10 protein-coding genes are annotated in these 9,049 nt (G+C 53.7%); all 10 read left to right on the plus strand.

The window, feature by feature from the left end; genetic code table 11:
* The first annotated feature begins 169 nt into the window (after window positions 1-169).
* Window positions 170-1,171 (plus strand): phosphate ABC transporter permease subunit PstC, encoded by a 1,002-nt coding sequence (gene pstC / locus QZ725_RS06250; protein ID WP_293777480.1) that lies wholly within the window; start codon window positions 170-172, stop codon window positions 1,169-1,171.
* Window positions 1,168-2,043 carry a phosphate ABC transporter permease PstA gene (pstA, locus tag QZ725_RS06255; RefSeq protein ID WP_293777456.1) on the plus strand — a complete coding sequence of 292 codons (876 nt, stop codon included), beginning with the start codon at window positions 1,168-1,170 and terminating at the stop codon, window positions 2,041-2,043. The genes pstC and pstA overlap by 4 nt, the downstream gene beginning before the upstream one ends.
* 14 nt (window positions 2,044-2,057) lie before the next feature.
* Window positions 2,058-2,843 carry a phosphate ABC transporter ATP-binding protein PstB gene (pstB, locus tag QZ725_RS06260; RefSeq protein WP_293777458.1) on the plus strand — a complete coding sequence of 262 codons (786 nt, stop codon included), beginning with the start codon at window positions 2,058-2,060 and terminating at the stop codon, window positions 2,841-2,843.
* A gap of 41 nt (window positions 2,844-2,884) precedes the next feature.
* Window positions 2,885-3,583 carry a phosphate signaling complex protein PhoU gene (phoU, locus tag QZ725_RS06265; RefSeq protein ID WP_293777461.1) on the plus strand — a complete coding sequence of 233 codons (699 nt, stop codon included), beginning with the start codon at window positions 2,885-2,887 and terminating at the stop codon, window positions 3,581-3,583.
* Between the two features lie 71 nt (window positions 3,584-3,654).
* Window positions 3,655-4,347, plus strand: a complete 693-nt coding sequence (gene phoB / locus QZ725_RS06270; RefSeq protein ID WP_293777463.1) for a phosphate regulon transcriptional regulator PhoB — start codon at window positions 3,655-3,657, stop codon at window positions 4,345-4,347.
* 12 nt (window positions 4,348-4,359) lie between these two features.
* Window positions 4,360-5,637, plus strand: coding sequence for a phosphate regulon sensor histidine kinase PhoR (gene phoR / locus QZ725_RS06275; RefSeq protein ID WP_293777465.1), 1,278 nt, complete (start codon window positions 4,360-4,362; stop codon window positions 5,635-5,637).
* A gap of 132 nt (window positions 5,638-5,769) precedes the next feature.
* Window positions 5,770-6,936, plus strand: a complete 1,167-nt coding sequence (locus QZ725_RS06280; protein ID WP_293777468.1) for a nucleotide sugar dehydrogenase — start codon at window positions 5,770-5,772, stop codon at window positions 6,934-6,936.
* Window positions 6,937-7,161: 225 nt separating this feature from the next.
* Window positions 7,162-8,103, plus strand: coding sequence for a UDP-glucuronic acid decarboxylase family protein (locus QZ725_RS06285; RefSeq protein ID WP_293777470.1), 942 nt, complete (start codon window positions 7,162-7,164; stop codon window positions 8,101-8,103).
* Between the two features lie 14 nt (window positions 8,104-8,117).
* Entirely contained in the window at window positions 8,118-8,798 is a 681-nt protein-coding gene (locus QZ725_RS06290) for an acylneuraminate cytidylyltransferase family protein (RefSeq protein ID WP_293777472.1), read from the plus strand.
* Window positions 8,795-9,049, plus strand: a 255-nt coding sequence (locus tag QZ725_RS06295) for a CBS domain-containing protein (protein WP_366773824.1), incomplete at its 3' end; no start/stop codon positions are given. The genes QZ725_RS06290 and QZ725_RS06295, both read left to right, overlap by 4 nt.

A 9,049-nucleotide genomic window follows, 5' to 3' on the forward strand; every position in this document is an offset into this window, starting at 1 on the left:
TGGTTGCTGCCTGAAAGATGTGTAAGTGATGTTGCAAGGGCTGCAGTTTCCGAAGGCGCCGAACACGGTATCGCCATGTTGTGATCGGAATTGCGGCCCAGTCTCTCTGGCAGAAAAAAACATGAGTGCCAATTCCCCTACCTTATCCGAGCCTATGACGACGCCAACCATGACGCCAACCGCCCACGATGCCGAAGCCCGCAAGGAAGCTGCTTTTGGCAAGGCGCTGATGGCAACGATGCGCCGTCAACGTGTGCAGGATTTTCTGTTTCACAAGATTACCTTCCTCTTTGCCCTGAGCGTGCTGCTGGTGCTGCTCGGCATCATCGCCTCGCTGATGATCGGCGCCTGGCCGGCATTGAAGGAATTCGGTATTCCATTTCTGACCAGTGTCGAGTGGGATCCCGTCAATGACCAGTACGGTGCCGCAATCGCGATCGTCGGCACGCTGGTTACTTCGTTTCTCGCCCTGCTGATCGCATTCCCGATCAGCTTCGGCATCGCCTTGTTTCTTACCGAGATCTGCCCGGCATGGCTCAAGCGTCCGCTGGGTACGGCCGTGGAATTGCTGGCCGGTGTGCCCAGCATCATCTACGGCATGTGGGGCCTGTTTGTGTTCGCGCCGCTGTTTTCCGATTACATCCAGCCGGCACTTGCTTCCACGCTGGGCCAGTTGCCGCTGATCGGCGAGCTGTTCCGCGGCCCGCAAATGGGTATCGGTATCCTGGCTGCCGGCATCATCCTGGCCGTCATGATCATTCCCTTCATCGCCTCCGTGATGCGTGACGTGTTCGAGATCGTGCCGCCCGTGTTGAAAGAGTCGGCCTACGCCATGGGTTGCACCAAGTGGGAAGTGGTGCGCAAGATCGTGCTGCCTTACACCCGCATCGGCGTGGTCGGCGGGGTGATGCTGGGACTGGGGCGCGCGCTGGGTGAAACCATGGCGATTACCTTTGTGATCGGTAATGCGCACAAACTGTCGTGGTCGCTGTTCGCGGCCGGTAACAGTATCGCTTCCACGCTGGCCAATGAATTTGCCGAAGCCGAAACCGTGCTGCACGTCTCGTCGCTGTTCGCACTGGGTCTGATTCTGTTCCTGATTACCTTCCTCGTGCTGTCGGCTGCCAAGCTGATGCTGCTGGGAATGGCCCGCAAGGAGGGCGCAAAATGAGTAGTGAAGTCATGCAAGCTGCGGCGAATAATTCGGTCTACCGTCGCCGCCTGATGGTGCACCGCGTCGGTATTGCCTTATCGTTCATGGCAATGTTGCTAGGTCTGTTTTTCCTCGGCTGGATTTTGTTCACCCTGCTGGTCAAGGGGCTGGGCGCGATCAGCCCGTCGATCTTCCTGCAGACAACCCCAGCACCGGGTAGCGAAGGCGGCGGCTTGATGAACGCGATTGTCGGCAGCCTGTTGATGGTCGGTGCGGCGACATTGATCAGCACGCCGATCGGCATCTTTGCCGGCATCTATCTGGCGGAATATGGCGAAGTCAGCCTGTTTGCCAAGGTCACGCGTTTCGTCACGGACATCATGCTGTCGGCACCATCGATCGTGATTGGCCTGTTTGTCTACGCTATCTACGTCGCCAATGTGAAGCACTTTTCCGGCTGGGCTGGCAGCTTTGCGATCTCGCTGATCGCCATTCCGGTGGTGGTGCGCACGACCGACAACATGCTCAATCTCGTTCCAGGCAGCCTGCGTGAAGCAGCGTTCGCACTCGGTGCTCCGCGCTGGCGTGTTGCGACCTTCGTCCGCTTGCGGGCGGTCAAGGCTGGCGTGATCACCGGCGTGCTGCTGGCGGTGGCGCGTATCTCGGGCGAAACGGCACCGCTGCTATTCACGGCGCTCAACAATCAGTTCTACAGCACTAACATGAACGCACCGATGGCCAACCTGCCGGTCGTGATTTATCAGTTCGCGATGAGCCCGTACGACAACTGGCGCGAGCTGGCATGGGGTGGCGCGCTGCTGATCACCTTTAGCGTGCTGGCACTCAACATCCTGTCGCGCGTGCTGTTCAAACAGAAAAACCAACATTGATGCGGGTATAGACCATGAATACGCAACCCTCCATGAACACGATCAACAAGAAGACCCTGGAAATCCAGAACCTGAATTTCTACTACGGTAATTTCCAGGGCCTCAAAAACATCAACCTCGACATCCAGGACAAGAAAGTCACGGCTTTCATCGGCCCGTCGGGCTGCGGCAAATCGACGTTGCTGCGCACCTTCAACCGCATGTATGACCTGTATCCGGGGCAGCGCGCCGAGGGCAAGATCCTCTACCACGGCAGCAACATCCTCGAACCTGGGCAGGACGTCAACATGCTGCGCGCCAAGGTCGGCATGGTATTCCAGAAGCCTACGCCGTTCCCGATGTCGATCTACGACAACATCGCTTTCGGTGTGCGTTTGTATGAAAACCTGCCAAAAGGCGAGATGGATGAGCGCGTCGAATGGGCACTCAACAAGGCTGCACTATGGACAGAAGTGAAGGACAAACTCAACAAGAGTGGCCTGTCGCTCTCGGGCGGTCAGCAGCAGCGTCTCTGCATCGCACGTGGCGTGGCGGTCAAGCCGGATGTGCTGCTGCTGGACGAACCGACGTCGGCACTCGACCCGATCTCGACCGCGAAGATTGAAGAATTGATCAGCGAACTCAAGGGCGACTACACGATCGCCATCGTCACGCACAACATGCAACAGGCCGCGCGCTGCTCCGATTACACGGCGTACATGTATCTGGGCGAACTGGTGGAATTCGGCGAGACCGATCAGATTTTCATGAATCCGGTCAAGAAAGATACCCAGGACTACATTACCGGCCGCTTCGGCTGATTGCGCATACCAAAGCAGATACAGAATTCAGGAGAACAACGATGCCAGGCGAACACTCTTCCAAGCAGTACGACATGGATCTGGAAACGATCCGCTCCAAGGTGCTGTTGATGGGCGGCCTTGTCGAAAGCCAGTTTCAGGATGCGATGACCGCTTTCCGCACGGGTAATGTGGCGCAGGCCGAACAGATCATCAAGTCGGATGAAAACGTCAACAACCTCGAGGTTTCGCTCGACGACGCGTGCAGCCATTTGATCGTCAAGCGCCAGCCGGCCGCCAATGATTTGCGTACCGTGATGGCGACCATCAAGGTCATCACCGATCTGGAACGCATCGGCGATGAATCGACCAAAATTGCCCGTGCCGGCAAGGCCATTGGCGAGCGCGGTCTGAGCGTGATCAATCATTACGAAAATGTCCGTGTGATGGCTGCCAGCGCCGGTAAAATGCTGCACGATGCGCTGGATGCCTTTGCGCGCCTCGATGGCAAGCAGGCGGTGCGCCTGATTGCCGAAGATGCAGCGGTTGACCATGAGTTCCGCGCGGTGACGCGTACGCTGATCACGTTCATGATGGAAGATCCACGTACGATTTCCAGCGCGCTGGATACGCTGTGGGTTGCCAAGGCCATCGAACGCATTGGCGATCATGCGAAAAACATCGCTGAATACGTGATCTTCATTGTCGAAGGCAAGGATATCCGCCACACGGATTACGCAGCCGCACAATTGGCTGAATAAGCCCAGGCTGCACGCGGTGTGCATGGCAACTGCGTGCAGCACATGATTTAACCGGAATACAGACGAACAACATGGCGAGCGCCGACAAACCAACCATCCTCATCGTCGAAGACGAACCGCCCATCATCGAACTGGTCACGTTCACCTTGAAGGGGGCCGGATGGAATGTGGTTGCAGCCCAGACGGCTGCCGAAGCCTGGGAGTTCCTGCAACAGCGTCTGCCACAACTGATTCTGCTGGACTGGATGCTGCCCGATCAGAGCGGGTTGCGATTGCTGTCGCGCATCCGTGGTGACCGCCAGTTCAACGAGCTGCCCATCATCATGCTGACTGCCAAGAGCATGGAAGAAGACAAGATCGCCGGCCTCGACAACGGTGCTGACGATTATGTGACCAAGCCATTTTCACCACGTGAATTGACGGCGCGTATCAACGCGCTGTTGCGCCGCAAGACACCCGAGCATTCGCAGACGCTGCTCAATGCCGGTCCAATCAGCCTTGATCCGGTCAGTTGCACCGTAAGTCTCAACAGCGAAAAGATCGATATCGGCCATGCCGAATTCAAGTTGCTGAAATTTTTCCTCGCACATCCCGAGCGCGTTTTTTCCCGCAACCAGCTACTCGACAAGGTCTGGGGCGATCATGTGGTGATCGAGGAACGGACGGTGGATGTGCACGTTTTACGCCTGCGCAAAGCCTTGAAAGATGCCGAACATCTCATCAAGACCGTGCGCAGTGTAGGCTATATGCTTTCCGAGAAATAAGCCTGCGCACTGATGAATCCCCAACTGCTGTTCTGGATCCCCGCCGCTTTGCGGCTGACCATTGTGTTGCTGGGTGCTGCGGCAGCCGGCTATTTCTTTGGCGTGACAGCCGGTTTGGCCATCGGTTTGCTGGCTTTGCTGGTGCTGGTGATCGTACAGCTCAAATATCTATACCTGCTTTCGGGCTGGCTCGATCATCCTGAAAGTGAAAAACTGCCCGATGGCTGGGGCGCCTGGACCGACGTGTTTTCGCGCCTGTACCGGTTGCGTCGCGACGACGAGCGTAATCGCAAGGACTTGAGCGAATGGCTGACGCGCTTTCGTCAGGCCATGAGCTTGCTGCCGGATGGCGTCGCCATCATGGACGATGTGCTATTCCTCGAATGGTGCAACCCCACAGCAGAGAGGCATCTGGGCCTCAGCAACACGCGCGACAAGGGCATGCGCGTCACCAATTTGATCCGTGATCCGGCTTTCATCGACTACATCATTCTCGGTCGCTACGACCAGCCGCTGACGCTCAATGTACGTGACCGCAAGCTGGTCGTGCAGATCATCCCGTTTGAAAATCGTCGCCAGATTCTCGTCACGCATGACGTGACCGAAACCGAACGTATCGACATGATGCGCCGCGACTTCATCGCCAACGCCTCGCATGAACTGCGCACGCCGTTGACGGTGATCAATGGTTTCCTTGAAATCGCCTACGCCCAGCCCGATCTGGATCAAACCACGCGCATGGGGCATCTCAAGCTCATGATCGAGCAGGGACAGCGCATGCAGAATCTTATCGAAGACATGCTGACGCTGACGCGACTTGAGTCGATCGATTACCCGTTGCGCAAGGAACAGGTCAACATCCGCAACCTGCTGGAACAACTGCTGCGCGAAGCCGAGGCACTCTCGGGCGGCCGTCACACCATCACGCTTGCCATCGACGGCCCCGATATCGAAGGCAACACCGACGAGCTACGCAGTGCCTTCGGCAATCTCGTCACCAACGCCATCCGCTACACCCCGGAAGGCGGCCAAATCCACATCCAGTGGAGCCAGACCGAGAACGGCCCGCAGTTCTCGGTTCAAGACAGCGGCATCGGCATCCGCGCCGAACACATCGCCCGCCTCACCGAACGCTTCTACCGCGTCGACAAGAGCCGCTCCCGCGAAACCCAAGGCACCGGCCTTGGGCTTGCAATCGTCAAGCATGTGCTGTTACGGCATGGGGCGACGCTGGCGATTGAGTCGGAAGAGGGAAAAGGCAGTACGTTCATGACCCGATTCCCGATTTAATACTCAATTCCAAATCTTTTTTAGTTCGGTCGTTTCTAATTGTTTAATTAACATCGTTAAACGGGATATGGCAGAATCGCAGGGTTTTGTCGCTCCCGTTTTGGGATATCCAATTTTCTCGATGGAAATTAAATGAAAATCGCTGTTGCAGGTACTGGCTATGTCGGTATGTCTAACGCTGTTCTGCTGGCTCAGCACCATGAAGTTGTCGCTATCGATATTGATGCTGAGCGCGTAGCCGTTGTCAATCGACACGAATCTCCGATTGTCGATGTCGAAATCGAAGATTTCCTTAAAAACCGTTCGCTGAACATTAAGGCTACGCTAGACAAAGAAGAGGCGTATGCAGGCGCAGAATTTGTCATCATTGCAACGCCAACGGACTACGATGTCGAAACAAATTACTTCAATACTAAATCTGTAGAATCTGTCATTGCCGATGTAATAGCGATTAATCCGCAGGCCGTAATGATTATTAAATCAACGGTGCCAGTTGGATATACGGCGAGTGTCCAAAAGAAATTTTCCTCAGAAAACATCATCTTTTCCCCGGAATTCCTGCGTGAGGGGCGCGCACTCTATGACAATTTGCATCCTTCTCGCATCATCGTCGGGGAGCGTTCGGAGCGAGCCAAGGTATTCGCTGACTTGCTGGTAGAAGGGGCAATCAACAAACAAACGCCGGTACTGTTCACAGATTCGACAGAAGCAGAGGCGGTCAAGCTGTTTTCCAATACTTATCTCGCCATGCGTGTTGCATATTTCAATGAGTTGGATACATACGCTGCGACACACGGATTGGATACCCGGCAAATCATTGAGGGTGTTGCGCTCGATCCGCGAATAGGTAACCACTACAACAATCCTTCATTTGGTTACGGCGGATATTGTCTTCCAAAAGACACCAAGCAACTACTTGCCAACTATTTAGAAGTACCCCAGAGTCTGATTCGCGCAATCGTAGACGCCAACTCAACCCGCAAGGATTTTATTGCGGATTCCATCATCAGGAAAAATCCCAAGGTCGTGGGTATATATCGTCTGATCATGAAGGCAGGATCTGATAATTTCAGAGCTTCTTCTGTGCAAGGCATCATGAAGCGGATTAAGGCAAAGGGCATTGAAGTGATTGTTTACGAGCCCGTTCTTGATGTTCCTGAGTTTTTCCGATCTCCCGTTATAAAAGATCTCGCCACGTTTAAGCAGCAGGCAGATCTAATTGTGAGCAACAGACATGTGTCTGAACTTGATGACGTCGCCTACAAAGTTTATACGCGTGATTTATTCGGTACAGACTGATGCAAAATAATTCATCCTATGCGATACAATCTCGCTGTTTTGCTTAGCTCATTTTTAGGGCGGCTTCCCCTTCTTTGATTCGTTGCAAGCATATCAAGACCTCACACAGGATGTAGCCCCCTGTCAACCAGCTCTTTTTAGGCCTAATCGGGTTAATTAACCGACTGTTTTACGTTTTTCACATATGTGTGTGAAAACTATTGTCCAGTTATTGGCGAGGAAATTTTGACTTCTAGGGTACTTGTAACGGGTGGTGCAGGTTTTTTGGGCTCGCATCTGTGCGAAAAGTTGTTGGCGGCTGGAAAAGATGTTTTGTGTGTTGACAATTTCTATACTGGTCGCAAGCAAAACATTGCGCACCTCATGGGCAATCCTTATTTCGAAGTCATGCGACATGATGTGACTTTTCCACTTTATGTTGAGGTGGACGAAATTTATAATCTGGCTTGTCCGGCCTCACCGGTCCATTATCAATTCGATCCGGTTCAAACGACAAAAACCAGCGTGCATGGCGCGATTAACATGCTCGGCTTGGCACGCCGTCTAAAGGCGCGCATTCTGCAGGCGTCAACATCGGAAGTATATGGCGACCCGGAAGTACATCCGCAACCGGAAGCTTATTGGGGCAAAGTCAATCCAATCGGTATCCGTAGCTGCTACGACGAAGGTAAACGTTGCGCCGAAACGCTCTTTTTCGACTACTGGCGTCAACACCAGCTGGAAATCAAGGTCGTGCGTATTTTCAATACCTATGGCCCGCGCATGCACCCGAATGATGGACGCGTAGTCAGCAACTTCATCGTTCAAGCGCTTAATGGGCAGGACATCACGATTTACGGCGATGGTCAGCAAACGCGCAGTTTTTGTTATGTCGATGATTTAATCGATGTGATGGTCAAGATGATGGACTCGCCCTCGGATTTTACTGGCCCAGTTAATATCGGCAATCCTGGTGAATTCACAATGCTCGAGTTGGCCGAGAAAGTCATCAAGCTTACAAAATCAAAAAGCAAGTTAATCTTTGAGCCGCTGCCATCTGACGACCCGAAGCAACGTCAACCCAATATCGAACTGGCAAAGCAACAGTTGGATTGGGAGCCGAAAGTACAACTGGATGATGGTTTGCAGCAAACCATCAGTTACTTCCGCAAAGTACTTGCAGCTTGATTCAGAGATATTAGATGAAATACTTGGCAATCATCCCGGCGCGCGGTGGGTCGAAAGGGCTTCCTGGTAAGAACATTCGTGATATGGCGGGTAAACCGTTAATTGTGTGGAGTATCGAACAAGCTCTTGCTTGCGCTGCTATTGAGCGTGTCCTGGTATCCACTGATAGCGAGCAAATTGCTGCGGTGGCCCGCGCTGCTGGTGCCGACGTCCCGTGGCTACGTCCTGCCGAACTGGCGCAAGACCAGACTTCGACGGAGGCTGTGCTGCTGGATGTGTTGGCGAAAGTGATTTCGGAAGGCAAGCGTCCGGATGCGGTAATCTTGCTGCAACCGACATCGCCATTGCGACATGCCGATTCGCTTGCGCAGGCGATTGCCTTGTTTGAGCAGTCGGCCGCCGATTCACTGTTATCGGTTTGCGAAAGTCATGCATTTTTTTGGCAGAACCCAGCTGCGCCGTTTGCGCGCTATGACTATCAAAATCGTCCGCGTCGTCAGGATATTGCGCCGCAAGACCGACAGTATCGGGAAAACGGTTCGATCTATATTACCCGCACCGAAACGCTACTCGAACAGCGAAATCGGCTCGGCGGCAAGATTGCAATGTACCCGATGACCGAAGAGGAAAGCTGGGAAATTGATTCCCTGACAGACTTCATCATTGTCGACACTCTATTTAAGAACGTTTCATGATCATTGAACGCAATATCACCAAGTACGTCATCTTCAGTGAAGATACCTTGCAGAACGCGTTGCGACGCATCAGCGAAAACAAGTCTGGTGTCGTGTTTGCGATTTCGGATGCGGGCGTTCTCGAAGGTGTTCTGACCGACGGTGATCTCCGTCGCTGGTTGGTTTCTCAGGATAATGTGGATCTGGAACAGCGTGTATCAGTCGCGCTTAACCGAGAATTTGTTTCTTTCAGCGATCAGACCGACCCGGAA

The organism is uncultured Oxalicibacterium sp. (assembly GCF_913776015.1).
In the GTDB taxonomy this organism is placed as follows: Bacteria; Pseudomonadota; Gammaproteobacteria; order Burkholderiales; family Burkholderiaceae_D; genus Oxalicibacterium.